Annotated in this window: 27 protein-coding genes and 3 tRNA genes; 19 read left to right on the forward strand and 11 right to left on the reverse strand. The window is 68.4% G+C overall.

Annotated features, from left to right (window positions below; translation table 11 throughout):
• Positions 1-2: 2 nt before the first annotated feature.
• The 3 genes from BN977_RS12715 to BN977_RS12725 form a co-directional block, all read right to left on the reverse strand.
• Positions 3-494: a metallophosphoesterase family protein gene (locus BN977_RS12715; RefSeq protein WP_036399008.1), complete on the reverse strand. Its 492-nt coding sequence runs from the start codon at positions 492-494 to the stop codon at positions 3-5.
• Between the two features lie 37 nt (positions 495-531).
• Positions 532-604, reverse strand: a tRNA-Arg gene (locus tag BN977_RS12720).
• Positions 605-639: 35 nt separating this feature from the next.
• Positions 640-728 (reverse strand) — tRNA-Ser (locus BN977_RS12725).
• Positions 729-846: 118 nt separating this feature from the next.
• Between BN977_RS12725 and hisC the strand changes: the two genes are divergently transcribed.
• The 5 genes from hisC (at position 847) to BN977_RS12750 (ending at position 5,139) form a co-directional block, all read left to right on the forward strand.
• Entirely contained in the window at positions 847-1,914 is a 1,068-nt protein-coding gene (gene hisC, locus BN977_RS12730; protein ID WP_036397806.1) for a histidinol-phosphate transaminase, read from the forward strand.
• Complete coding sequence (locus tag BN977_RS12735; RefSeq protein ID WP_036397807.1) at positions 1,911-2,369, forward strand: DUF4334 domain-containing protein; 459 nt, start codon at positions 1,911-1,913, stop codon at positions 2,367-2,369. Before hisC ends, BN977_RS12735 begins: the two co-directional genes overlap by 4 nt.
• 38 nt (positions 2,370-2,407) lie before the next feature.
• Entirely contained in the window at positions 2,408-2,773 is a 366-nt protein-coding gene (locus tag BN977_RS12740; RefSeq protein ID WP_051561529.1) for a hypothetical protein, read from the forward strand.
• A gap of 18 nt (positions 2,774-2,791) precedes the next feature.
• Positions 2,792-3,601, forward strand: coding sequence for a crotonase/enoyl-CoA hydratase family protein (locus BN977_RS12745; RefSeq protein ID WP_024454046.1), 810 nt, complete (start codon positions 2,792-2,794; stop codon positions 3,599-3,601).
• 152 nt (positions 3,602-3,753) lie between these two features.
• Entirely contained in the window at positions 3,754-5,139 is a 1,386-nt protein-coding gene (locus BN977_RS12750) for a glycoside hydrolase family 183 protein (protein ID WP_036397809.1), read from the forward strand.
• Positions 5,140-5,146: 7 nt separating this feature from the next.
• Here BN977_RS12750 and BN977_RS12755 read toward each other — a convergent pair whose 3' ends face one another.
• Positions 5,147-7,054, reverse strand: a complete 1,908-nt coding sequence (locus BN977_RS12755) for a potassium transporter Kup (protein ID WP_407661180.1) — start codon at positions 7,052-7,054, stop codon at positions 5,147-5,149.
• A gap of 275 nt (positions 7,055-7,329) precedes the next feature.
• The gene (locus tag BN977_RS12760; RefSeq protein ID WP_036397810.1) at positions 7,330-7,782 is read right to left on the reverse strand and encodes a MarR family winged helix-turn-helix transcriptional regulator; all 453 of its coding nucleotides are present in this window, start codon (positions 7,780-7,782) and stop codon (positions 7,330-7,332) included.
• A 59-nt stretch (positions 7,783-7,841) separates the two neighbouring features.
• On the opposite strand from BN977_RS12760, the gene BN977_RS12765 reads away from it, so the two are divergent.
• Entirely contained in the window at positions 7,842-8,210 is a 369-nt protein-coding gene (locus BN977_RS12765; protein WP_036397811.1) for a VOC family protein, read from the forward strand.
• A 170-nt stretch (positions 8,211-8,380) separates the two neighbouring features.
• On the forward strand, positions 8,381-9,523 hold the full coding sequence (locus BN977_RS12770; RefSeq protein WP_131590097.1) for a hypothetical protein: 1,143 nt from the start codon (positions 8,381-8,383) through the stop codon (positions 9,521-9,523).
• Positions 9,524-9,535: 12 nt separating this feature from the next.
• On the opposite strand, the gene BN977_RS12775 is transcribed toward BN977_RS12770, so the two are convergent.
• Positions 9,536-9,625: transfer RNA gene (locus tag BN977_RS12775), tRNA-Ser, on the reverse strand.
• A 19-nt stretch (positions 9,626-9,644) separates the two neighbouring features.
• Positions 9,645-10,157, reverse strand: coding sequence for a MarR family winged helix-turn-helix transcriptional regulator (locus tag BN977_RS12780; RefSeq protein ID WP_036397813.1), 513 nt, complete (start codon positions 10,155-10,157; stop codon positions 9,645-9,647).
• 41 nt (positions 10,158-10,198) lie between these two features.
• On the opposite strand from BN977_RS12780, the gene BN977_RS12785 reads away from it, so the two are divergent.
• Positions 10,199-11,170 carry an NAD(P)H-quinone oxidoreductase gene (locus BN977_RS12785; protein WP_036397814.1) on the forward strand — a complete coding sequence of 324 codons (972 nt, stop codon included), beginning with the start codon at positions 10,199-10,201 and terminating at the stop codon, positions 11,168-11,170.
• Between the two features lie 3 nt (positions 11,171-11,173).
• Here the strand turns inward: BN977_RS12785 and BN977_RS12790 are convergent, their stop codons facing one another.
• A complete protein-coding gene (locus BN977_RS12790; RefSeq protein WP_036397815.1) occupies positions 11,174-12,370 on the reverse strand; it encodes a cysteine desulfurase-like protein in 1,197 nt (398 codons plus the stop codon).
• Between the two features lie 111 nt (positions 12,371-12,481).
• Here BN977_RS12790 and BN977_RS12795 point away from each other — a divergent pair, with 111 nt between their 5' ends.
• The 7 genes from BN977_RS12795 to BN977_RS12825 all read left to right on the forward strand — a co-directional run bounded on the left by BN977_RS12795 (position 12,482) and on the right by BN977_RS12825 (position 18,650).
• Complete coding sequence (locus tag BN977_RS12795; protein ID WP_036397816.1) at positions 12,482-14,449, forward strand: DUF6541 family protein; 1,968 nt, start codon at positions 12,482-12,484, stop codon at positions 14,447-14,449.
• A 21-nt stretch (positions 14,450-14,470) separates the two neighbouring features.
• Positions 14,471-14,965, forward strand: coding sequence for a bacterial proteasome activator family protein (locus BN977_RS12800; RefSeq protein WP_024454035.1), 495 nt, complete (start codon positions 14,471-14,473; stop codon positions 14,963-14,965).
• 9 nt (positions 14,966-14,974) lie between these two features.
• Positions 14,975-15,775: a galactan export ABC transporter ATP-binding subunit Wzt/RfbE gene (gene wzt, locus BN977_RS12805; protein ID WP_024454034.1), complete on the forward strand. Its 801-nt coding sequence runs from the start codon at positions 14,975-14,977 to the stop codon at positions 15,773-15,775.
• On the forward strand, positions 15,756-16,700 hold the full coding sequence (gene glfT1, locus BN977_RS12810) for a galactofuranosyltransferase GlfT1 (protein WP_036397817.1): 945 nt from the start codon (positions 15,756-15,758) through the stop codon (positions 16,698-16,700). Before wzt ends, glfT1 begins: the two co-directional genes overlap by 20 nt.
• Positions 16,697-17,527, forward strand: a complete 831-nt coding sequence (wzm, locus tag BN977_RS12815; RefSeq protein ID WP_036397818.1) for a galactan export ABC transporter permease subunit Wzm/RfbD — start codon at positions 16,697-16,699, stop codon at positions 17,525-17,527. Before glfT1 ends, wzm begins: the two co-directional genes overlap by 4 nt.
• Positions 17,528-17,622: 95 nt before the next feature.
• Positions 17,623-18,228, forward strand: a complete 606-nt coding sequence (locus BN977_RS12820; RefSeq protein ID WP_036397819.1) for a hypothetical protein — start codon at positions 17,623-17,625, stop codon at positions 18,226-18,228.
• Between the two features lie 152 nt (positions 18,229-18,380).
• Positions 18,381-18,650: a TFIIB-type zinc ribbon-containing protein gene (locus BN977_RS12825; RefSeq protein ID WP_227456322.1), complete on the forward strand. Its 270-nt coding sequence runs from the start codon at positions 18,381-18,383 to the stop codon at positions 18,648-18,650.
• Here the strand turns inward: BN977_RS12825 and BN977_RS12830 are convergent.
• Positions 18,647-19,330: a phosphotransferase gene (locus tag BN977_RS12830; RefSeq protein WP_046873290.1), complete on the reverse strand. Its 684-nt coding sequence runs from the start codon at positions 19,328-19,330 to the stop codon at positions 18,647-18,649. The genes BN977_RS12825 and BN977_RS12830 overlap by 4 nt on opposite strands.
• Complete coding sequence (locus tag BN977_RS12835) at positions 19,282-19,752, reverse strand: carboxymuconolactone decarboxylase family protein (RefSeq protein ID WP_024454028.1); 471 nt, start codon at positions 19,750-19,752, stop codon at positions 19,282-19,284. Before BN977_RS12835 ends, BN977_RS12830 begins: the two co-directional genes overlap by 49 nt.
• A gap of 49 nt (positions 19,753-19,801) precedes the next feature.
• On the opposite strand from BN977_RS12835, the gene pdxR reads away from it, so the two are divergent.
• Positions 19,802-21,220 (forward strand): MocR-like pyridoxine biosynthesis transcription factor PdxR, encoded by a 1,419-nt coding sequence (gene pdxR / locus BN977_RS12840; RefSeq protein ID WP_036397820.1) that lies wholly within the window; start codon positions 19,802-19,804, stop codon positions 21,218-21,220.
• Here the strand turns inward: pdxR and BN977_RS12845 are convergent.
• On the reverse strand, positions 21,210-21,842 hold the full coding sequence (locus BN977_RS12845; protein ID WP_084172563.1) for an HD domain-containing protein: 633 nt from the start codon (positions 21,840-21,842) through the stop codon (positions 21,210-21,212). The two genes, pdxR and BN977_RS12845, sit on opposite strands and share 11 nt — an antisense overlap.
• A gap of 43 nt (positions 21,843-21,885) precedes the next feature.
• Between BN977_RS12845 and BN977_RS12850 the strand changes: the two genes are divergently transcribed.
• The 3 genes from BN977_RS12850 to BN977_RS12860 are packed head-to-tail and all read left to right on the forward strand — an operon-like array spanning position 21,886 to position 24,527.
• Positions 21,886-22,287: a GtrA family protein gene (locus tag BN977_RS12850; RefSeq protein WP_024454025.1), complete on the forward strand. Its 402-nt coding sequence runs from the start codon at positions 21,886-21,888 to the stop codon at positions 22,285-22,287.
• A gap of 40 nt (positions 22,288-22,327) precedes the next feature.
• A complete protein-coding gene (locus tag BN977_RS12855; protein ID WP_024454024.1) occupies positions 22,328-23,728 on the forward strand; it encodes a decaprenylphosphoryl-beta-D-ribose oxidase in 1,401 nt (466 codons plus the stop codon).
• Between the two features lie 19 nt (positions 23,729-23,747).
• Entirely contained in the window at positions 23,748-24,527 is a 780-nt protein-coding gene (locus tag BN977_RS12860) for a decaprenylphospho-beta-D-erythro-pentofuranosid-2-ulose 2-reductase (RefSeq protein ID WP_024454023.1), read from the forward strand.
• The last annotated feature ends 23 nt before the right edge of the window (positions 24,528-24,550 follow it).

The raw sequence follows: 24,550 nt of genomic DNA on the forward strand, positions 1-24,550 counted from the left end.
GCTCACAACCGGTGCAGCGTGACGTCGGCGAGCGCGCCGGCGGTCAGCGTCGCGGTCATGTAGGTGCAGTGCGGCTGGCGCCGCCGGTCGGTCGGCGAACCCGGATTCAGCAGCCGCAGGCCGGTGGACGCGGTGGCGTCCCACGGGATGTGACTGTGCCCGAACACCAGCACGTCGGTCTCCGGGTAGAGCCGCGCCATCCGCTCGTCCCGGCCGGCCGCCGCCCCGGTTTCGTGCACGACGGTGAAGCGCAGCCCGTGCAGTGTCGCGTCGGCGCGTTCGGGCAGCCGGGCCCGCAGTTCGTCACCGTCGTTGTTGCCCCAGCACGCCAGCAGCCGGCGCGAGCGCGCCTCCAGTTGATCGAGCAGGTCCGGGGACACCCAGTCACCGGCGTGGATCACCACATCGGCGGTGTCGACGGCCGCCCAGACCGCGGCGGGCAGATCCCGCGCCCGTTTGGGGACGTGGGTGTCCGCGATGAGGAGCAGGCGCACGGCACCACCGTAACGCGGTGCCGGAATGCGAGATGAGTGCGCCCGAAGGGATTCGAACCCCTAACCTTCTGATCCGTAGTCAGATGCTCTATCCGTTGAGCTACGGGCGCTTGGTCGTGCCTGGTACTGCTATTCAACTATCCGGCGGAGGCGAGAGGATTTGAACCTCCGGTCCCCTGTAAGGGGGACAACTCATTAGCAGTGAGTCCCATTCGGCCGCTCTGGCACGCCTCCTGAACGATCTGAGGGTACCGGACCCCCGGAACCGCCGAGCGCACAGATTACACAGGCCGGACGGCGGAAGGCAAAGCGCGACCTCGGACGGCCACCACGGCACCCCTAGAATGGCCGGGTGACCGCCCGCCTGCGCCCCGAGATGGCCGACCTCCCGGCTTACACCCCCGGCCGTACGGTGCCCGGCGCCATCAAGATCGCCAGCAACGAGACCGTGGACGGCCCGCTGCCCAGCGTGCGCGAGGCCGTCGCCGCCGCCATGGACACCATCAACCGGTATCCGGACAACGGCTACCAGGACCTGCGCGAGCGGCTGGCCAAGCACGTCGACTTCGCCCCCGAGCACATCTCGGTGGGCTGTGGCTCCGTCAGCCTGTGCCAGCAGCTCATCCAGATCACCGCGTCGGTGGGCGACGAGGTGATGTTCGGCTGGCGCAGTTTCGAGATCTACCCGCTGCAGGTGCGCACGGCGGGCGCGACCCCGGTGCCGGTGCCCCTGACCGACCACACCCACGACCTGGACGCCATGCTGGCCGCGATCACCGACCGCACCCGGCTGATCTTCGTGTGCAATCCGAACAACCCGACCTCCACCGTGGTGGAGCCGGCCGAACTGGAGGCGTTCGTCGCGGCGGTGCCGTCGGACATCCTGGTGGTCATCGACGAGGCGTACGTCGAGTACATCCGCGACGGACTGCTGCCCGACAGCCTGGCACTGGTACGCAACCACCCGAACGTCGTTGTGCTGCGCACTTTCTCCAAGGCATACGGGCTCGCCGGCCTGCGCGTCGGGTACGCCGTCGCCGACCCGGAGATCGTCACCGCGCTCGGCAAGGTCTACGTGCCGTTCACCGCGACGACGGTGTCGCAGGCCGCCGCCATCGCCAGCCTGGATGCCGCCGACGAGTTGCTGGCCCGCACCGACAAGGTGGTCGCCGAACGCAGCCGGGTCAGCACCGCATTGCGCGACGCCGGGTACGAGTTGCCGCAATCCCAGGCCAATTTCGTCTGGTTGCCGCTGCCCGGCCGCACCGAGGAATTTGTCAACGCCGCCGCCGAAAGCCGCATCGTGGTGCGGCCGTACGGGCAGGACGGGGTGCGGGTGACCGTCGCCGCTCCGCACGAGAACGATGCGTTCCTGGCCTTCGCCCGCAAGTGGATCGCCGCGTCAGGAGGACAGAAGTGAGTGCCCGCACCGTCTTCGAGGACTTCAAGCGGCGTGACGGCCAGATCGCCGACGCCGAGCTCGACGAGTTCTGGGCGACGCTGCCGCCGGCCGGTATCGACTTCATGCTGGGCGAGTGGAAGGGCGGCGAATTCCAGACCGGCCACAAGGCCAACGGATTCATGAAGCGGCTCAACTGGTTCGGCAAGACGTTCAACTCTGCCGCCGATGCCCAGCCATTGGTGTGCCTGGATGCCGACGGCAACAAGTTCTCCAACACCGAGGCGATGAACGGCGAGGCCAGTCTGTGGCTGGAGGAGTTCCGCGGCGAGTCGACGGCCACCATGGTGTACGACGGCAAGCCCGTGCACGACCATTTCAAGGTGATCGACGACAACGCGGTGCTGGGCATCATGAACGGCAAAGGTGCTGTGGTGGACGGGAAATATCTCTACTTCTATCTGGAACGCGTGTAACCGTGCGGCGGGCACTGGCGGCAGCTTCTCTGGTGACGATGGTGCTGCTGGCCGGCTGTGCCCGCACCACCGAAGGTTCGGTGGCGATGACCACCGAACCGGGTCCCGCGCTGACCACCCGACCGACGGCGCCGGCCACGCCGACCACCCCGAGTCGTACCCCGCGGGGGTCGACGGTGCCCGATGTGCCCGCGCCGCCGGATGCGCTGACGATGAGCTGCTCGGACTACACCCAGCTCGACGAGGCCACCCAGAAGGCCGTCGTCAACGCGATCCTGGAGCAGGAGCAGTCGATCCTGACCCCGGACAACATCGACGTCGCCAAGACCCTGGCCGACGCGGTGTGCCAGTTCCTGGGCGACAGCACGGTCAGCGAGGTGCTGCTCGGGGGTCCGGTTCCGTAGCGCGTTAGCCTTCAACACATGGCTTACGAATCCGTCACCGTCGACATCGCCGACCACGTCGCACGGGTCACGCTGATCGGGCCGGGCAAGGGTAATGCCATGGGCCCGGCGTTCTGGGACGAGATGCCTGACGTGTTCGGCACGCTGGACGCCGACCCCGAGGTCCGTGCGATCGTGCTGACCGGCTCGGGGAAGAACTTCAGCTATGGGCTGGATCTGCCCGCGATGGGCGCCACGCTGCCGGGTCTGGACGCCGGCGCGAAGGCCCGGGCCGAGTTCCACACCAAGCTGCAGCGGATGCAGGCGGCCATCTCCGCCGTCGCCGACGCCCGCACCCCGACCGTCGCCTCGATCCACGGCTGGTGCATCGGCGGCGGCGTCGACCTGATCAGCGCCGCCGATATTCGGTACGCCAGCGCGGACGCCAAGTTCTCGGTGCGGGAGACCAAATTGGCCATCGTCGCCGACGTGGGGTCGCTGGCCCGGCTGCCGCTCATCCTGTCCGACGGCCACCTGCGCGAGTTGGTGTTGACCGGCAAGGACATCGATGCCGCCCGTGCCGAGAAGATCGGTCTGGTCAACGACGTCTACCCCGACGCCGAGGCCGCGTTGGCTGCCGCGCACGCCACCGCAGCCGAGATCGCGGCCAACCCTCCGCTGACCGTGGCCGGGGTGAAGGACGTGCTCGATCAGCAGCGCATCGCCCGGGTGTCGGAGAGTCTTCGCTATGTGGCGGCCTGGAATTCGGCGTTCCTGCCGTCGAAGGATCTGGCCGAGGCGGTGACCGCGATGTTCCAGAAGCGGCCGCCTCAGTTCACCGGCGAATAAGCGTTCCACAAATTACACCGGCGTGAGTCGCGACACGGTCACGGATGGATATCCATCGATGCACCGCTAGCCACATCGGCCTCACCGGACACTAGCGTCACAGCTGTACAAGTGCAGGCGTCGATCCGGCGTCCGCCCCTGAAAGGTGTGACATGTCGCGGCGTCGTCGAATTGCCCCGCTGCCGGTGGTCGTGGTGACCGCCGCCGGACTGTGCGCGGCGATCGGCGGCTCACCGACGGCGCTGGCCGAACCCTGCACCGGTGCCGCGGCGGCCGCGCAACCGCCCGCGGGCACCGGCGCCATCCCCGAAGCTCCCGTCAACGGTGGCCCGCCTTTGGGGCACAAACCATCCGGCGCCAACGACAACGCGCCCCTGCCCCGGCTCGGGCAGTTGACCCGGTCGATCATCAGCGCGCTGACCCCGCAGCAGGTTCAGCAGCAGGCAGCGGTGGCGCCCACCCCGAAACCGACCAAGACGGCGGCGCCGGCCCCGCCCCCGGCGCCCGCGTCGGCCCCGATGCCGGCTCCGGGCACCGCACTGATCGGCTGGGTCACCGGTCCGGAGAGTTCGAACAACACCATCGCCAAGTACTCCGTCACCGGCACCGATCTCGGAATCATGTGGGACAACGGCAATCCCGGCAATCACCAGGTGTTGATGGCCTTTGGTGACACCTACGGGTATTGCAGCACCCCGCAGAAGCAGTGGCGCTACAACGTGTTGATGCGCAGTCAGGACACCGCGCTGACCAACTCCGTCGCGGCCTCCAGCGCGCCGTCCTGGCGGCCCGGCCTGGCCAAGCAGATCATCAACAGCATCGGCTGGGCCCCCGTCGAGAAGGGCATCATCCCGACCGCCGGGATCTCGGTGGGCGGCAACCAGTACGTGAACTTCATGTCCATCAAGAACTGGGATGCCGACGGCCGGTGGTCGACCAACTTCTCGGCCCTGGCCGTCTCGCCGGACAACGGCGAGCACTGGGGTGTCTACCCGAACACCGTCCGCACGCCGTCCCCGGACAGCATCGACCGCGTCGGATACACACCGGGGAACGAGAATTTCCAGATGGGCGCCTTCATGAAACCGGGCCCCGGTGACAACTACCTGTATTCGTTCGGCACCCCGCCGGGACGCGGCGGCTCGGCGTATGTCGCACGGGTGCTGCCGGCCTTCCTGCCCGACCTGAGCAAGTACGAGTACTGGAATTCCGACAACAACGCCTGGGTGCCGGGCAATCCCGGGGCGGCCACCGCCGTCATCCCCGGACCGCTCGGGGAGATGTCGGCGCAGTACAACACCTACCTGAAGCAGTACGTGGTGCTCTACTGCAACGGGCTCAACGATGTGGTGATGCGCACCGCGCCGGCCCCGCAGGGTCCGTGGGGGCCGGAGGCCATGCTGGTGTCGCACTCGGAGTTCCCCGGCGGTATCTATGCTCCGTTCCTGCACCCGTGGTCGACGGGAAAGGTGTTGTACTACAACCTTTCCCTGTGGTCGGACTACAACGTGATGCTGATGCGCACGGTGTTGCCGTAACCGGCGATCACACCTCGATGCGTGACCCGATGATGACGGTACGGTCCAGCGGCAGCCCGAAATGGCCCGCGGCATCCGCGGTGATGTGTGACGTGGCGATGAAAAGCCTTTTCCGCCACGGGGCCATCGTGTCGGCGGGGCCGGGGGTCAGCTCGAGTTTGGACAGGTAGTAGGTCGCGTCGTCCGCCGACAGCGGCCGGTCGGCGAACGGTAGCGGGCCCAGAAGACGCAGGGCCGCAGGGACATCCGGCCGCTCCATGTAACCGTATTTGGCGCTGACGAAGATGATGCCGTCGTCGGTGTAGCCGAGATTGTCGATGGTGATCCGGTCCTGGTCCGCGACGCGCGGCACCGGCTGCACGTCCAGCGACATGATGATGGCCTGCTCGTGCAGCACCCGGTTGTGTTCCACGTTGGAGCGCATGGCCAGGGGCGCCGTCTCACCGCCCCGGTTGAGGAACACCGCGGTGCCCGGAATCCGGATCGGCGTGCCGCGGTCGGCCGCCAGCTTGTCGACGAAAGCCTGCAGCGGGCCTTCGGCCTTCTCCCGCGCCACGGTCACCACCTCGCGTCCGCGCTGCCAGGTGAGCATCACGGTGAACGCGGTGATGGCGATGAGCAGCGGCAGCCACGCCCCGTGCACCAGTTTGGTGAGGTTGGCGGCGAAGAACATCAGATCCACCACCAGCAGCGCGCCGCCACCGCCGATCAGCAGCCACAGCGGGGTGCGCCAGCGGGCCCGGGCCTGATAGAGGAACAGCAGGGTGGTGATGGTGATGGTGCCGGTGACCGCCATCCCGAACGCGTAGGCCAGGGCGGCGGAGCTGCGGAAGGCGAACACCAGCGTCAACACCGCCACCATCAGCACGCCGTTGATCCACGGCACGTAGATCTGACCGATGGACGACTCCGAGGTGTGGGCGATCCGCAGCCGGGGCAGGTAGCCGAGCTGCGCGGCCTGGGCGGCCACCGAGAACGCGCCGGTGATGACCGCCTGGGACGCGATGACCGTCGCCGCGGTGGCGAGCACTACCATCGGAATGCGCGCCCACTCAGGGGTGAGCAGGAAAAACGGTGCGCTGACGGCATTTTCGTCGCCCAGCAGCAGCGCGCCCTGCCCCAGATAGCTGAGCACGCAGGCCGGCAGCACCAGCCCCAGCCACGCGGTGACGATGGCGGGTCTGCCGAAATGGCCCATATCGGCATACAGCGCCTCGGCGCCGGTGACGGCCAGCACCACCGCGGCCAGTGCGAAGAACGCGATGTGCAGATGACCCGCCATGAATCCGAGCGCATAGGTCGGCGAGAGTGCGCGCAGGATGTCGGGGTGCGCGACGATCCCGGCGACCCCGCAGGCGCCGATCGCGACGAACCAGGCGATCATCACCGGGCCGAAGAACCGGCCGATGGTGGCGGTGCCGCGCCGCTGCACCGAGAACAGCACCACGATGATGATCACCGTCAGCGGGATGACCCAGCGGTCCAGTCCCGGCTCGACCACCTTCAGGCCCTCGATCGAGGACAGCACCGAAATCGCCGGGGTGATCATGCTGTCGCCGAAAAATAGTGCCGCGCCGAACAATCCGAGGCCCGACAGCAGCGCGGCCGTCCGTTCGTGGCCGGCCGGGCAACACCGGCGCACCAGCGTGATCAGCGCCATGACCCCGCCCTCGCCGTCGTTGTCGGCGCGCATCACCAGCGTGACGTAGGTGAGGGTGACGATGAGCATCACCGACCAGAAGATCAGCGACACCACGCCGTAGACGTGCGTGGCACTGATCGGCACCGGATGGGGATCGCCGGGGTTGAACACGGTCTGGAGGGTGTAGATGGGGCTGGTGCCGATATCGCCGAAGACGACGCCGAGCGCGGCGATGACCAGCGGCGGCCGCAGGGACTGCGCATGACTGTGCACGGAACGTATTGTGCCTTGCAGGGAGTCGCCCCGGACTTGGTCCGGGACGCTCGTCACCGCGGAGCGGGTTCTAAACTTGCTGTGTGCCACGTTCTTCGATCGACACCCACTGCGCGCGGTGCTTGCGGACTGCACCGCCGGACGGTGATCCCGAGGAAGCGTCGTGGACGCCGCTGATCCTGAATTCGCGCTGGTCGTTCGTGATCGAATGCCCCAATTGCGGCCCGGGTTCGACGGCGCGCCCGAGACGGTCGCGCTGACCTTCGCCGGCCGGCCTATGCGTCGTCGGCGCCGTCCCGCAGGGAGTGGATCATGCTTCGCAGGGCCCGGGAGGCGCTCGCCTGCTCGGTGTCGGTCAGGCCGGCGAGCATCCTGACCTCGACGGACCGGACGGCCGCGCTCGCCTTCTCCAGGCTGCGTCGGCCGCGTGGCGTGAGCCGGGTGGGCAGCGCCTTGCCGACGGGCGGCTGTGCCGGCCTGGTCACGTAACCGTCGCGTTCCAGGGTCTGGAGCAACACGTTCATCGACTGCCGGGTGACGAATGCGCCGCGTGCGAGCTCGGAGTTGGACAGGCCGGGGCGTTGCGCCAGCAGCTCGAGGCAGGAGTAGTGCGTGATGCTCATGCCGAGCGGTCGCAGCACCTCCTCCATGGCGGCACGCAGCACGCTCGAGGCCTCCTTCAGCAGGTAGCCCAGCGACGTCTCGAGGTCCACCCGGTCTTGCGTCATGTCAGTATTCTGACATACGGTGGTTTGTGTCAGATAACTGACATGATTGGAGGAGCACCATGCCAGCAACCGGCCCCGACTTCATCTCGCTGCAAGCCCGCGACCTGCCTGCGTCGCAGTCGTTCTACGAGCGCTACCTCGGCCTGGTCCGCTCTCCCGCCGGACCACCACACGCCGTCGTCTTCGAGACCAAACCCATCGCATTCGCGCTCCGCCATGTCATCCCGGGTACGGATCTCGACTCGGCCCCGCGACCGGGCGTCGGTGCGGCGATCTGGCTGCACGCCACCGACGTCCAGGAAATCCACGACGCGCTGGCCGCCGACGGGCACACCATCGTGACCGCGCCTATCGACGGGCCGTTCGGCCGGACGTTCACCTTCGCCGATCCGGACGGCTACCACGTCACGCTGCACGACCGGGCCTGACCCACGCCCCTCGCGTTCGCTGGGCCGACATCAGTTGCACAAAACAGGTTCGGCGCGAACGCTTTGCGTCGATGTCGTGGAGCAGCTAAGTTAGCTGGTGCTATCAGCCCGTTTGAAGTCATGAGCCGGTGTCACCTGCTCGCTTCAGACGATCAAGAAGAGGGGGAACCGTGCGCACTGCCGGCCGTAGCGTGGCACCGATATCGTTCGCAGCGACGGCCGTGGTGGCCGCAGCGGTTGCCCTTCCCGTGATGCCGCAGTCCGGCCATGTGGCGCATGGGGCGGCGTTGCCGACATGCGCACCGCAGACGCTGCAGGTGCAGCTCGCCGGCCTGGTGGAGTCGGTGATCGACGAGGCGGTGGCGACCGGCGCCATCCCCACCAGCACCGATCCGGTCAGCGTGGCGCGAAAAGCCGTGCCGGCCAACGCGACCGCGGCGGCGGTACCGCCGCCACCGGCGTACAGCCCCTGGTATCCGTTCACCACGCCCACCACACAGCCGGGATTGTGGTTGACGTTGCCGATCGCCATCCCCGGCCTGGTTTTCAACAGCCTTGCCCAAAGCTGGACACGAGACCTGACCGATAAAGGCCTGGATCCGCGTCTGGCCAACCAACCCGAACTGCTCTCCCGTTACCTGCTGGTGCCGATCGCGGTCACGGTGCAGACCACGCTCACGGGTCTCATCGGAGGCGGCACCTTCGAACTCGGGCAATTCACCATCCCGCAGGCGTTGACCTGGGCGGCCAACAACCTGCGAGTGGCGATCACGAACACGATCGCCGCGGAGAAGGACCTCCTCAGCGGCGGAACCGGCGTCCTGCCCGACGTGACATCGGCCCCCGTGGACAAGCCCGCCGCGCTCACCGCCGCGGCGCCTGCGCCCGCCGGTACCGCCACCACCGGCCAGAAGGTCACCAAGCGGGCGGTCGGCGCCGACACGGAACCGCAGGCCGAAGAGCACGCCGGCAACACCTCGGGAACCGAGGTCGACCAGTCACCCAAAGCGGCACCGCCGAGCGAGAAGGCCGCCGAGAAATCCGAATCCGATGGCAAGCCCGAGGCCAAACCCGAAGCCGCATCTGAGGCCAAATCCGACGCCACCACTCAGTCGCCGACGGTGAAGACGACCACCGATCGCGGTCACCGGTTTAGGCTCGGCCGGATCTCGCTGCCTAATCCGTTCCCACGCACGAAGACGGCGGCCGTGTCCCCGGCATCACCCGCGGGGCAGCCGGCAGACTCGGGAAGCGCCGCGGGCGCCAAAACAGCCGGTACCGACGGGGACTCGGCCGCCGGCGACACGCGGTGACGGTCGACCCTATGGCGGTGGCGGAGGGATTTGAACCCCCGGACGGTGTTAGCCGTCTCTCGCTTTCAAGGCGAGTGCATTAGGCCGCTCTGCCACGCCACCGCCGATAAGCGTAAGCGGTCTACACCCGGCCGAGTCTGGCGGGCGGGGCATCGGCCATCAGTCCCGCGCTGATCCGGCGGCAGTTCTCCCCCACCGCCGCCATCTGCGGCCGCGACAGCCGGCCCAGATAATGCGTGCGCACGCCGTCCCCGTAGGTTTCGAGCGCCTCCTTGAGCAGTGCGCGCCCGTCCTCGGTGATGGTGGCCAGCACACCGCGGCCGTCCTCCGGGCTGGCCACCCGCTTGACCAGGTTGAGCTTCTCCAAGCGGTGGATCTGCCGGGTCACCCGGCTGGGCAGCGACATCAGGTTGTCCGCGAGGTCGCCCATCCGGGCCGACCCCGTCATCGAACGGTCCAGGATGTCGAGGAGACGCACATCATTGAGCGTCAGCCGATGCGCTTCCACCAGTGAGCGGTTCAGCGTTGCATAAAGCCGTAGCGCGGCGTCCAGGAAATTTTGCCAGGACCTCTGCTCGGCGATATCGAGACCGGGCATCGTGCTGGCGGTTCGCCCGGCGATAGTGCCTTCCATCGCGCCATCGTAAGGCGCTACCACCGGGTAGCGTTCACCGAATGCGCGCCATTCTTGCAGAGTCAACCGAACGTATGACAATTCAAGTAGTTCCCGACGTCGCAGCTCACACCCGTCAAGTTGTGATCCGCGTGGCGGCCGCCGCCGTCAACCGAGCCGATCTGCTGCAGGCCGCCGGCAACTACCCGCCGCCGCCGGGTGCGAGCGACATTCTCGGGCTCGAGGTGTCGGGCACCATCGCCGAGGTGGGCAGCGAGGTCACCGGTTGGTCCGTGGGGCAACCGGTATGCGCTTTGCTGGCCGGTGGTGGCTACGCCGAGTATGTGGCGGTTCCCGCCGAACAGGTGATGCCCGTTCCCGACGGGGTCGGCTTGCACGAGGCGGCCGCCCTCCCGGAAGTGGCGTGCACGGTCTGGTCCAACCTGATGATGACCGCGCACCTGGATCCCGGCCGGCTGCTGTTGGTGCACGGTGGCGCCAGCGGTATCGGCACTCACGCCATCCAGGTAGCCCGCGCGCTGGACAGCCACGTCGCCGTCACCGCCGGCTCCGCCGAGAAGCTCGCGGTGTGTGCCGACCTGGGTGCCGATATCACCATCAACTACCGGGAAGAGGATTTCGTCGAGCGGGTGCGCGCCGCCGGTGGCGCCGAGGTGATCCTCGACATCATGGGCGCGAAGTACCTGGACCGGAACATCGACGCCCTCGCCGACGGAGGCCGGCTCGTCATCATCGGTATGCAGGGCGGGATCACGGCCGAACTCAACATCGCCAAGTTGCTGGGCAAGCGGGCCGGTGTCATCGCGACGGCACTGCGATCGCGCCCGGTCGACGGGCCCGACGGCAAGGGCGCCATCGTCGCGGAAGTGGTGGCCAACGTGTGGCCGCTGATCGCGGCGGGCAAGGTCAAGCCGATCGTCGGCGCCGAGCTGCCGCTGGAGGAGGCGGCGCGGGCGCACGCGCTGCTGGCCGCCGGCGACGTGCACGGCAAGGTGCTGCTGCGGGTGAGTTAGCCGTCAGCCGAGCGAGGCAAGCGCGCGCACCAACTGATCGACCTCGGCCGTCGTCGTGTAGGGCGCCAGTCCGACGGTCACGGCACCGCCGATATCGCTGACACCGATCAGGTCGAGCACCCGCGAGGTGGGGTCGGTGCTGGCCAGGATGCCGTTGTCGGCCAGCCGCTGCAGCACCCGCGCGGCGGGCACACCCTGCACCGCGAAGCTCAGCACCGGGATGCGCTCGACCGGGCTGCCCAGCACCATCACCAGCGGCAGTGATCGCAGCGACGCCAATAGGTAGGCGAACAGCCGGTCCATGTAGGCGGCCGCGGAATCCATTGACACGCCCAGTCTTTCGCGCCGCGTGCCCTGCGCCGACTCGTCCAGGGAAGCCAGGTATTCGATGCTGGCCACCACGCCCGCGAGCAGCCCGTACTGGTGGGCGCCCATCTCCAGGCGCGCCGGGCCCGTCGCGTGCGGATCCAGCGAGACCGAGCCGAACATGTCGATGACCGCCGGATCGCGGAACACCAGCGCACCGATCGGCGGCCCACCCCACGCCACCGCATTGAGCGCGACGACGTCGGCGTCGATGTCGTCGATGTCGATCAGCCGGTACGGCGCGGCCGCCGAGTGATCCACGATGACCAGCCCGCTGTTGGCGTGCACCAGCTTGGTCACCGGTTCCAGATCGGTGAGCGTGCCCAGCGTCGACGACGCCGACGTGATGGCGACCAGCCGAGTCGGCTTGGTGATCAGGTTCTCCCACTGCCAGCCCGGCAACTCACCGGTCTCGACGTCGACCTCGGCCCATTTCACCTTGGCGCCGTACCGATTCGCCGCCCGCAGCCACGGCAGGATGTTCGCCTCGTCGTCGAGGCGGGTCAGCACCACCTCATAACCGAGACCCACCCGGGACGAGGCGGCATCCGACAGCGAGGTGAGCAGCACGGCGCGGTCGGCGCCCAGCACGACGCCCTCCGGACGGGCCCCCACCAGATCGGCGATGGCCTGCCGGGCCGCCGCGAGCACCGCGGCGCTGCGCCGGGCGGAAGGGTGCGGTCCCGATGCCGAGGGCATGGACCCGCGGAACGCCGTCGACACCGTGGTCGACACGGAGTCAGGCAACAGCATCCCGTGCGGGGCGTCGAAGTGCACCCAGCCGTCGCCAAGTGACGGGTGCAATCCGCGCACCCGGGCGACGTCATAAGCCATGCAAGCCACCTTAGAACGTCTGCGATCGAGCCAGACGGACACAGTTCAGGTAAGTGCCCGGCCGCGCCACACGGTCCCGGCCCGGATCACTTCGGCAGCCATACTAGTGCAGTGGGCTTGTCGTTCGGGGTGCTAATTGCCCTGCTGTTGCTGGTGTGCCCGGGAGCAATCGTCGCGCGGACGGCGGGCCTGACCTGGCCGACCGCGGTCGCGGTGAGCCCGGCGGTCACGTACGGCGTTGTGGCACTGGCAATCGTGCCGTTGGGCGCCGTCGGCATCCCGTGGAACGGCTGGACCGCCCTGGCGACCCTGATCGTTGTGACCGCCGTCACGTTCGGTTTGCGAAAACTGCTCGCCCGGTTCGGCGACGCGGAGGCCGAGTCCCTGGCCGCCGGTCGCGGGCCCGCGCTGGTGGTGGCCGCCGGCGTGCTCCTGGGGGCCGCCCTGATCTTGCTGGCCGCGGTCAAGGGCTTACCGAATTGGCAGTCGATTCCCAGCAACTGGGACTCCGTGTGGCACGCCAACACCATCCGCTGGATCCTCGACACCGGTCAGGCGTCGCCCACCCACATGGGCGAACTGCGCAATGTCGAGACCCACGACGCCCTGTACTACCCGTCCACCTTCCACGCCCTGGCGGCGGTGTTCAGCCAGGTCAGCGGGTCCGCGGCAACCACGGCGTACACCGTCAACTCACTCGTGGCGGCCATCTGGCTGTTCCCCGTCAGCGCCGCCGTGCTGACCTGGCTGATGCTGCGCCGGTCGACCACGCAATGGCGTACCGCGGGCTGCGCGGCCGCCGCGGCCGCGCTGGCGGCGAGCTTCACCGCGGTGCCCTACGTCGAGTTCGACACCGCGTCGATGCCCAATCTGGCGGCCTACGGGGTGGCGGTGCCCGCCGCGGCGCTGACCATCTCGGCGCTGCGCCACCGGGACCGGATCCCGTTGGCGGTGGTCGCCGTGGTCGGGGTGTTCTCCGTGCACATCACCGGAGGCGTGGTGACGGTGTTGTTCGTCGCGGCGTGGTGGCTGTTCGACGGGCTCTGGCGGCCGGTCCGCGGCCGGGTGGCGGACTTCATCACCCTGCTGACCGTCGGGGTGCCGACCCTGGTGCTGCTGCTGCCCCAGTTCGTCGGGGTGTTGCAGCAGGCCGAGATCATCGTCGGGCACGCCTTCGTCACCCATGAGGGCAAGAAGCGCGGGCTGATCGACGCGATGGTCCAGCACACCCGCCATCTCAACGACTTCCCGATCCAGTGGTTCCTGATCGTGGTGGCCGCCGCCGGTGCGGTGGTGCTGCTGTACCGCCGGGTCTGGTGGCCGCTGGCGATCTGGCTCCTGCTGGTGGTGTCGATCGTGCATTCGTCGGCGCCCTTCGGCGGCATCATCGGCACGCTCACCGGCCGGTTCAGCGACCTGTTCTACAGCGATCCGCGCCGGCTGTCGGCGGTGGTGACCATGCTGCTGACCGCCGCCGGCGGGATCGGGCTGTACACCGTGGTGGCGCTGGCCTTCGGTCGGTTGCGCCGGCTGGCCAACCGTGGCACGCCACGCCTGTGGTACGGCGCGACCGCCGCGGTGCTGGCGGCCGTCGCCGTGGTCAGCGCCTGGCATTACTTCCCGCGGCACCGCTACCTGATCGGCGAGAAGTACGACCAGGTGATGATCGACAACAAGGACCTGGAGGCGTTCGCCTACCTGGCCACCCTGCCCGGCGCCCGCGACACCATGATCGGCGACGCCAACACCGACGGCACCGCGTGGATGTACGCGGTGGCCGGCCTGCATCCGTTGTGGACGCATTACGACTATCCGCAGCAGCAGGGGCCCGGCTACCACCGGTTCATCTTCTGGGCCTACGCCGACGACGCCGACCACGATCCCCGGGTGGCCGAGGCCGTGCGAGCGCTCAACATCCGCTACGTGCTGACCAGCACCCCGGTGGTGCGCGGGTTCGTGATGCCCGACGGACTAGTGTCACTGGACAAGTCGAAGTCGTGGGCCAAGATCTACGACAACGGAGAGACGCGCATCTACGAATGGCGCGGCGACGCTGCTTCGACACCGACGAACGGCTGAGGACGGGGTACTAGGAAGGCCATGACGATCAATCCCGACGACGAGAACATCGAGATCCTGGCGGGCGAACCGGGCGGATCCAGCGGCGACGACGACAAGTCGCTGACCGACCTGATCGAGCAGCCGGCCAAGGTCATGCGGATCGGCACCATGATCAAGCAGCTGCTCGAAGAGGTGCGCGCCGCACCGCTGGACGACGCGAGCCGCAGCAAGCTACTGCAGATACACCGCAGCAGCATCAGCGAACTCGAGGACGGCCTCGCCCCGGAACTCCGCGAAGAGCTGGAGCGGCTCACGCTGCCGTTCACCGATGACGCGGTGCCCTCGGATGCCGAGCTGCGCATCGCGCAGGCCCAGCTGGTCGGTTGGCTGGAGGGCCTGTTCCACGGCATCCAGACCGCGCTGTTCGCCCAGCAGATGGCCGCGCGTGCCCAGCTGGAGCAGATGCGCCAACTGCCGCCGGGCATGGTCCAGCAGCGTGGCCCCGGCCACCCCGGCACCGGGCAGTACCTGTAGCCGATTTGCATGAGTAGACCGCACATCGAGACCCGCAATGCGTGGGTGGAGTTCCCGATCTTCGACGCCAAGTCGCGCTCGCTGAAGAAAGCGTTTCTCGGCAAGGCCGGCGGCGCGATCGGGCGCAACGAGTCCAACGTGGTGGTGATCGAGGCGCTACGGGACATCACCATGTCGCTGGAGATGGGCGACCGGGTGGGCCTGGTCGGGCACAACGGGGCCGGCAAATCGACGCTGCTGCGGCTGCTGTCGGGCATCTACGAACCGACCCGCGGTTCGGCGACGGTGCGCGGACGGGTGGCCCCGGTGTTCGATCTGGGCGTCGGGATGGACCCGGAGATCTCCGGATTCGAGAACATCATCATCCGTGGGTTGTTCCTCGGGCAGACGCGCAAGCAGATGCTGGCCAAGGTCGACGAGATCGCCGAATTCACCGAGTTGGGCGACTACCTGTCGATGCCGCTGCGCACCTACTCCACCGGTATGCGGGTGCGGCTGGCCATGGGCGTGGTCACCAGCATCGACCCCGAGATCCTGCTGCTGGACGAGGGCATCGGCGCCGTCGACGCGGAGTTCATGCACAAGGCCCGCAGGCGGCTGCAGGATTTGGTGGCCCGCTCCGGAATCCTGGTGTTCGCAAGCCATTCCAACGAGTTCCTGGCCCAGCTGTGCAACACCGCGATGTGGGTGGACCACGGCACCATCAAGATGACCGGCGGCATCGAGGAGGTGGTCGGCGCCTACGAGGGTCCCGACGCCGCCCGGCATGTGCGCGAGGTGCTCGAGGAAAATGCCCGCACCGACCAGTGACACCGTCGTGGCTGTCGTCGTCACCCACCGCCGCGTCGACACGCTGGCCGCCTCGCTGGCAGCGGTGTGCGGCCAAGAGCGCGCCCCCGACCACCTGATCGTGATCGACAACGACGCCGACGATCGGGTACGCACCCTGGTCGAGGGCCAGCCGGTGCCGTCCACCTATCTCGGTTCGCGCCGAAACCTCGGTGGCGCAGGCGGTTTCGCGCTCGGGATGTTGCATGCGCTGACGCTCGGCGCGGACTGGATCTGGCTGGCCGACGACGACGGCCGACCCGCCGACGCCACCGTCCTCGGCACGTTGTTGCGTTGCGCTGCAGCGCATTCCCTGGCCGAGGTGTCGCCGGTGGTGTGCGATATGGACCAGCCGGACCGGTTGGCGTTCCCGCTGCGTCGCGGGCTGGTGTGGCGCCGGTGGGCCGCCGAGCTGCGTGAGGGCAGCAGCGACCTGCTCCCGGGCATCGCCTCGTTGTTCAACGGGGCGTTGTTCTCCGCGGCGGCCGTGGAAGCCGTTGGCGTTCCGGACCTTCGGCTGTTCATCCGTGGCGACGAGGTGGACCTGCACCGCCGGCTGGTGTTGTCGGGGGTGGCCTTCGGCACCTGCCTTGAGGCGGTGTACCTGCACCCCTACGGGTCCGACGAGTTCAAACCGATCCTCGGTGGGCGGATGCACACCCAGTACCCGGACAACGACGTCAAGCGCTACTACACCTACCGCAACCGGGGCTATGTGCAAGCCCAGCGCGGTCAACGCCGCCTGATCCCGCAGGAGTGGCTGCGATTCGGCTGGTACTTCCTGATCACCCGCCGCGACCCGGCGGGGCTGCGAGAGTGGTTGCGGCTGCGGAAGCTGGGGCGGCAGGAGAAATTCGAGAGGTACAAGGGCCAGGGCGAGCGAAGCGACGGGAGGATAATTCAGTGACGTTCACCGACGCGGCAGCACAATCGAAGACCTTCACCCGCGCCTGGGGTGACCTGGTTTCCGGTTTCGGCAAGCGGGAGCTGTGGCTGCACCTGGGGTGGCAGGACATCAAGCAGCGGTACCGGCGCAGCGTGCTGGGCCCGTTCTGGATCACCATCGCCACCGGCACCATGGCCGTGGCACTCGGCGGGCTGTACTCGCAGTTGTTCCACCTCAAGCTGGCCGAGCACCTGCCCTACGTCACCCTCGGGCTGATCATCTGGAACATGATCAACGCGGCCATCATCGAAGGCGCCGAGGTGTTCATCGCCAACGAGGGCTTGATCAAACAGCTCCCCACGCCGCTGAGCGTGCACGTCTACCGGCTGGTGTGGCGCCAGGTCCTGCTGTTCGCGCACAACATCATCATCTTCGTCATCATCGCGATCATCTTCCCGCAGCCGTGGAAGTGGACCGACCTGATGTTCATCCCCGCCCTGGCCCTGATCGTGGCCAATTGTGTCTGGGTCGCACTGTGTTTCGGCATCCTGGCGACCCGATACCGCGATATCAGCCCGCTGTTGTTCAGCCTGGTGCAGCTGCTGTTCTACATGACGCCGATCATCTGGAACGACCAGACGCTGCGCGACCAGGGGGCCGGCGGGTGGGCCAAGATCATCGAGTTCAACCCGCTGCTGCACTACGTCGACATCGTCCGGGCGCCGCTGCTGGGCGCGGATCAGGAGCTGCGGCACTGGATCGTGGTGCTGGTGTTCACCGTGCTGGGCTGGCTGATGGCGGCGCTGGCCATGCGTCAGTACCGCGCCCGGGTGCCGTACTGGGTGTAGTTCGGCCGTTCACCTCGACGCCATCGCAGATTCGGGTCCGGCGCGTTGAATGGCGCTCAGCGCACATCTGACGTCCCAGATTCCCAGGAGCAGCCATGACCGATGTCATCAACGGCGAAACCGCCACCCCCGCCCCGGAGAACGTCATCGAGGCCGAACTCATGCCGATGGACGGCGAGGCCGACACGCAACGCCCGGTGCTGGCGATTCGGGAGGTGCTGGGCCGCCAGCTCGCGGCCGGGCACAGCCTGTCCGGCGAACTCGTCACCGTCGCCACCGACACCGCCGCGGCCCTGGTGGAAGCACCCGCGAAGGTGATCGCCGCGATCCGCGACGGCGCCACCCTGCCGACCGCGTTCGGTGAGACGGGCGACGCCGTGCAGGTGGCCGTCGGCGATGCCGGGGCGCGGCTGCGGCACGCCGTCGGCGATTACGTCGGCCAGCAGGCCACGCTGCCCAACGCCGTCCTCACCGGTGCGGCCGAGGTGGCGGGCTCGCTGGTGCGGGCCCAGGGGTCGCTGGCCGCCTCGGCCGTGGACGGCGTCTTCAGCGTCGCGACCGTCGCCAGCCGGGGCGGTGACGTCCGCGATGCCCTCGACCAGGAGTGGAGCGAGCTCAACGCCACCGCCGTCGCCGCGCGCGACGCCGTGCAGGCGCGGGTGTCGGCCGCCCGCCAGGGCATCCGGGACGCGATCGCCTGACCCAGGCGCGGCGAGCGTGAACTCGTGCTCGACGGATCGCCGATTCATCGCACACGAGATCACGTTCACAGGCACTTCCCAGCCTGTTCGTGCGTTGACGACTCATGAGCATTCCGCCATATGAGCCGCCGACGTCTCCCGGAGCGCCCCACGTGGGCAACACCCTGCTGTGCCCGAAATGCGCCGGGGTGATGAAGACCTACGAACGCAACGGCGTGCACCTGGAACAGTGCGACACCTGTCGTGGCATCTTCCTGGACTTCGGCGAACTGGAGGCGCTGACCCAGATGGAGAACCGGTTCGTCGCCGCGCCGCCGCCCCCGCCGCAGCAACAGGGCTACGGGTACGGCCCGCAGTGGGGGCACCGGGGCAACAAGCACTACCGCAAGCAGGGTTTCGGGCGGCTGTTCTTCTCCAGTTAGTCCATCCGGGCGCAGGCCGCGGCCAGCAGCGGATCCTCGGGATGCCGGGCGGCCGCCGCCAGGACCGCGGCGCGCGCGAACGGTTCCAGCACCGGCCACGGGTCACCGGGTGGGATCGCCGGGCCCGCCCCGGCGCGGTAACCGTCGACGAAGCGGTACCAGTCGGCGTCCGGGATCATGCCGGCCGCCCAGAATCCGGCCGGCCGCGCCAAATCCCACGCCGGGTCGCCGACGGCGAGGTCATCGATGTCGATCAGCACCCATTGGCCGGCGGTGTGGCCGAGCTGGCCGAGGTGAAAGTCACCGTGTACCAATGTCGGTCGGGCCTGCCGGGCAGCGGGCGGGGCGGCCAGGGCCGGCAACTCACCCAGTGGCTCGTGGTGCAGCCGGGCCAGTAGCCGCCCCGCCTGGTACCAGGGCAGGTCCACCGGCCGTTGGGCCACCACCTCGACGCGCGGCCACCGGGTGACCCAGCGGTCGCCGCGTGGCTCGGGGTCGACGCTCAGCGGTGTCAGCAGCTCGGGGCAACGCGCGGCGACCCGCAGGCGTTGACGCAACGCCTGCGGGTCGGTGCCCGGCGCATGCAGCTTCGTCACGATGTCACCGTCGACGGTGACGACGGCGCGGCCACTCAGCGGCGCGGCGCCTTCATCCGGGTCGCGACGTTGAACCGGTTCCACGCGTTGATGGTGACAGCCATCGCGATCACCTGCGCCAGCTCCTTCTCGCTGAACACGGCGGCGGCCTTCGCGTACACCTCGTCGGAGACGTGGCCGTGGTGCAGTTCGGTGATGGCCTCGGTCAGCTCCAGGGCGGCACGCTCGCGTTCGGTGAACAGGTTGCCGGCCTCCTCCCAGGCCGCCACGAGGGCCAGGCGCTGCTCGGTCTCGCCGTGCTTGCGGGCGTCCGCGACGTGCATGTCGAGGCAGAACGCGCAGTGGTTGATCTGGCTGGCCCGGATCTTGATGAGCTCGCCGATGGTCGGGTCGACGTCCTGGGCCGCGGCGCCGGACAGCTTCATCATGGCGTCGTACAACTCGGGCGAGACCTTGTAGATCTGCACGCGGTCCAGGGCGGTGGGGTGTTCGAGTGTCTGTGTCATGCCTGCAACGCTAGCCACCAAAGACCCATCTACATGGTTCAATTCGATGGTGACTTCGTGGGCCAATTCTGGGCCGGCCAATTCTGGCGCGCGGGACCTGCATCTCGACCTGCGCGAGGTCATCACCCCCGGCGCCCGCGGTGCCCGAGAACTGCTGCTCAACGCCCTGCGCCAGGCCGTGCGATCCGGGCGGCTGACGGCCGGCACCATGCTCCCGCCGTCCCGCAGCCTGGCGACCGATCTCGGGCTGTCCCGCAACACCGTCGCCGACGCCTACGCCGAACTGGTTGCCGAAGGCTGGTTGGCGTCGCGCCAGGGCGCCGGCACCTGGGTGGTGAACACCGGCGCCACCCCGCTGCCCGCCCGGCCACGCGGCACCCCGGGCGCCCCACGCCACAACCTGATGCCGGGCTCCCCCGACGTCGCGGCCTTCCCCCGCACGGCCTGGCTGGCCGCCACCCGCCGCATGCTGGCCACCGCACCGAATGACGCTCTGCGCATGGGTGACCCGCGCGGTCGCATCGAATTGCGCACGGCGCTGGCCGAATATCTGGCCCGGGTGCGCGGGGTCCGCGCCACCCCCGACGAGATCGTCATCTGCGCGGGCACCCGGCACGCCGTCGAGATCCTCGGCCGGGCGCTGGGCGGACCGTTCGCGGTGGAGGCCTACGGCCTATTCCTGTTCCGCAACGCCCTTGCCGCCCAAGGCGTCTCGACCATACCCATCGATGTCGACGACCGAGGCGCCGTCGTCGAAGATTTGCCCGACGGTGTCCGTGCCGCGTTGCTGACCCCGGCACACCACTTTCCGCACGGGGTGCCGCTGCACCCGGCCCGGCGCACCGCCGCGTGCGAGTGGGCGCACCGCACCGGGGCATACCTCATCGAGGACGACTACGACGGCGAGTTCCGCTACGACCGCCAGCCCATCGGGGCGGTGCAGGGCCTGGATCCGGACCGGGTGGTGTACTGCGGCTCGGCCAGCAAGAGCATGTCACCGGTGCTGCGGCTGGGCTGGATGGTGGTGCCCGGCGACCTGCTCGACCCGGTGCTCGCGGCGATGGGAGGTGACCAGTTCTACGTCAGCGGGCTGGCCGCCCTGACCATGGCCGACTTCATCGCACATGGCAGCTACGACAAGCACATCCGGCGCATGCGGCTGGCCTACCGACGCCGGCGCGACCGCCTGGTCGCGGCGCTGGAACCTCTGGGCGTGGGGGTCAGTGGACTGTCGGCCGGGCTGCATCTGCTGCTCACCCTGCCCGAGGGCACCGAGGCCGAGGTGGTGCGCCGGGCGGGGGACGCCGGGATCGCGTTGTCCGGCCTGGCCATGCTGCGGCATCCGGACGCCGGCCCCGGCACACCGGTCCGCGACGGGGTGGTGGTGAGCTTCGGCACGCCGGCCGAGCATGCGTTCGGCCCCGCGGTGGACGCGTTGTGCGAAGTGCTGGCCGGGATCAATCGGTGAGCGAGCGCAGTTCGGCGGACAGATTGGCCCGCGCGGCGGCCTCCCACAGCCGCCTGCCCCGCTCGGTGCGATACAGCGACGGACCGGCCAGCAGCGCCCTGATGACCCGCGCCCGCCCGGCCCGGAAATCCGCATCGGCAACGTGCCCGTACTCGGCCCGCACCTTGGCGGTGTTGGTCCGGTACTCCTGTGGCGGCAGCCCGAGGACGGCCAGGTCGGCGTCGGAGAGCACCTGCCCGTTGCGGTCGTCGTCGGCCGGGTCGTGCTCGACCGTCAGCCGGACCAACCGGGCCACCTCGGCCACCAATGCCGGGGCCACCCCGAGCGCGGTGAGATCCGACTCGGCCAGCAGGGCGCTGTTCTCCTCGTCGTCGGGCCGGCCCGCGTACACGGCGTCGTGATACCAGGCGGCCAGCCGGACCGCGTCGACGTCGTCGGCGGCATCAGCATCCTCGGCCAACTGATCCACCGCCTGCAGCACCCCGCGCAGGTGCGAAAGGTCGTGGTAGCGGCGATGCGGTTCGGTCCACCTGGCCAACAGCGCGGCACCCGTGGCGTCGACGGCCGGCGCCGCGCTGTGGCGCGTCAGCAACCGCCGCCACGCCTCGAGCAGATCGGTCACGCGCACATTGTTGCAGCAGCGCGCGCGGTTAAGCTTCGCGGCGATGACTGAGTCAGCACCTCTGAGCCTGCGCACCCAGGCGTGGCGTTTCCTGGTCACCGGCGGCCTGTCCGCCTGTGTGGACTTCGGGCTGTACGTGCTGTTGCTGACGGTGGGGCTGCAGGTCAACGTGGCCAAGACGCTGAGCTTCATCGCGGGCACCACCACCGCCTACCTGATCAACCGGCGGTGGACCTTCCAGGCACCGCCCAGCACGGCCCGCTTCATCGCGGTCGTCGCGCTGTACGCGCTGACCTACGCGGTACAGGTCGGCATCAACTATGTGTTCTATCTCAAATTCGCCGGCCAGCCCTGGCAGGTGCCGGTGGCCTTCGTGATCGCCCAGGGCACCGCCACCGTCATCAACTTCGTGGTGCAACGCGCGGTGATATTCAGGTTGCGCTGAATCCGCCCCGGTAGCCGGACCGGTATCGTCTGGCACTGATATGTCTACCGACCTTCCCCTTACGCCCCGATCCCTGACCGGGTTCGGCCGGACCGCGCCCAGCGTCGCGCAGGTGCTGTCCACCCCCGACGTCGAGGTGATCGCGGCGGCCGTTCGGCAGGTGGCCGACGCCGACGCCGCCAGTCCGTCCCATCTGCGGCGCGGCATCGTGGCCCGCGGACTCGGCCGCTCCTACGGTGACCATGCCTGCAACGGGGGCGGCATCGTCGTCGACATGACGCGCCTGAACCGGATCCATTCGCTGTCGTCCGAGACGGCGATCGCCGACGTGGACGCCGGGGTGAGCCTGGACCAGCTGATGAAGGCCGCGCTGCCGTTCGGGTTGTGGGTTCCGGTACTGCCCGGCACCCGGCAGGTGACGGTCGGCGGCGCCATCGGCTCCGACATCCACGGCAAGAACCACCACAGCGCGGGCAGCTTCGGCAATCACGTGCTGTCGCTGGACTTGCTGATGGCCGACGGTGAGGTGCGCACGCTGACCCCCGAGGGGTCCACGAGTGAGTTGTTCTGGGCCACCATCGGCGGAAACGGCTTGACCGGCATCGTGATCCGGGCCCGCATCGCCATGACCCGGACCGAAACCGCGTACTTCATCGCCGATGGTGTCGCGACGGCCGACCTGGACGAGACCATCGCCGTGCATCTGGACGGCAGCGAGGACAAGTACACCTACTCCAGCGCCTGGTTCGACCTGATCAGCCCGCCGCCGAAACTGGGGCGCGCCGCCGTCAGCCGCGGCAGCCTGGCCAGGCTCGATCAACTGCCCAAGAAACTGGCCAAGAATCCGCTGAAATTCGATGCGCCGCAGCTTCTCACGGTGCCCGACATCTTCCCCATCAGCGCCATGAACAAGCTGTCGTTCACCGCGATCGGCGAGGTGTACTACCGGCTCGGCGGCACCTATCAGGGCAAGATCTTGAACCTGTCGCAGTTCTACCACATGCTCGACCTGGTCAGCGGCTGGAACAACGCTTACGGCCCAGCAGGTTTCGCGCAACACCAGTTCCTGGTACCGCCCGATGCGCTCGACGAGTTCAAGGACATCATCCGGTGGATCCAGACCAGCGGGCACTACTCGGCACTCAACGTCTTCAAACTGTTCGGCCCCGGTAACAAGGCGCCGCTGAGCTTCCCGATGGCCGGCTGGAACGTCGCCATGGATTTCCCGATGAAACCCGGCGTCAACGAATTCCTCAACGAACTGGACGACCGCGCAATGGAATTCGGTGGCCGCGTGTACACCGCGAAGGACTCCCGGGTCAGCGCCGAGAAGTTCCACAAGATGTACCCGCGCATCGACGAATGGATTGCCGTGCGCCGCAAGGCCGATCCGAACGGTGTGTTCGCCTCCGATATGGCCCGCCGTCTAGAACTGCTGTAGAAAGGCACCCCGCGTAACCATGATCGACGCCACCGGCAACCCACAGACCATCCTGCTGCTGGGCGGAACATCCGAGATCGCGCTGGCCATCGCCGAGCGGTACCTGCGCAACGCGAAGGCACGGGTCATCCTGGCCGACCTGCCCAACGCACCCAAGCGCGAAGCCGCCATCGCCCAGCTCGAGTCCGCCGGCGCGAAGTCGGTGCAGTACCTGGATTTCGACGCCCTGGACACCGCCTCACACCCGAAGGTGATCGAAGCCGCCTGGGCCGACGGCGACGTCGACGTCGCGGTGGTCGCCTTCGGCGTGCTCGGGGACGCCGAGGAGTTGTGGCAGAACCAGGCCAAGGCGGTGGCCACCGCCCAGATCAACTACGTCGCCGCGGTATCGGTGGGCGTACTGGTCGGCGAGAAGATGCGCGCCCAGGGTTTCGGACAGATCATCGCGATGTCCTCGGTGGCCGGCGAGCGGGTCCGCCGCTCCAATTTCGTGTACGGCTCCACCAAGGCCGGCCTGGACGGTTTCTACCTTGGGCTGGGAGAGGCGTTGCGCGAGTTCGGGGTTCACGTGCTGGTGATCCGGCCCGGTCAGGTACGCACCACCACCACACTCGAGCACTGGAAGGCCACCGGCGCCAAGGAAGCCCCGTTCACGGTGGACAAGGAACAGGTGGCCGACCTGGCGGTGACCGCGGCCGCCAAGGGCAAGGACCTGGTCTGGGCGCCCGGGCAGGTGCGGGTGCTGATGTCGGTGCTGCGGCACATCCCGCGCCCGGTCTTCCGCAAGCTACCCATCTGATGTTGCCCGGGGCTGGGGGCACC

Source organism: Mycolicibacterium cosmeticum (genome assembly GCF_000613185.1).
Lineage (GTDB): Bacteria > Actinomycetota > Actinomycetes > Mycobacteriales > Mycobacteriaceae > Mycobacterium > Mycobacterium cosmeticum.